The sequence below is a fragment of the Anaerotignum faecicola genome (assembly GCA_024460105.1).
GTDB lineage: Bacteria > Bacillota > Clostridia > Lachnospirales > Anaerotignaceae > JANFXS01.
Genome location: JANFXS010000245.1, coordinates 1 through 464, shown reverse-complemented (window position 1 = coordinate 464; position 464 = coordinate 1). Strand labels below are relative to the sequence as shown.

The window sequence follows — 464 nt, the reverse complement described above, 5'->3', positions numbered from 1 at the left end:
CCAAGGAACTCTATGCTTTCACTTTCCGGTATCATGTAGTCGCCATTAATCCCTTTCAGGAATTCCACAATCCCTTCTTCAATTTCTGGCTGCATCAGACAGTTAAACTCTCTGTTTTTAAATGTAATTTTCAATTTTACGTCTACATCAAAGTCCCTTTCCTTATCAAGCTCTGCTCCCATGCTTTACCTCCATATTCTTTTTTCGTTTTTATGGTGTTGTTTTTATCCATTTTTCACTGTCTAAATCCCATCACCCAATTTCATTTATATCACGTAAAAAGGCCAGCCAATTTTTCGTCGGCTGACCTTGAATTTTTCCCATATATCACTCAAATACCTTCCTGCATCTGTGGAAGGGGCTAAAAATCGGGGCTAAAAACGGCCATTTTTTGCCCTGTTTTTTGCTCGATTTTCGCTCAAAAACCACTATATCTTGTGGTTTGAACCTCTATTTTTTCTTAA

Annotated in this window: 1 protein-coding gene; it reads right to left on the bottom strand. The window is 37.7% G+C overall.

Features of this window, described 5'->3' with window-relative positions; all coding sequences use genetic code 11:
• The coding region (locus tag NE664_13775) for a hypothetical protein (protein ID MCQ4727702.1) at positions 1 to 182 on the bottom strand (182 nt) is incomplete at its 3' end.
• Positions 183 to 464: the final 282 nt, after the last annotated feature.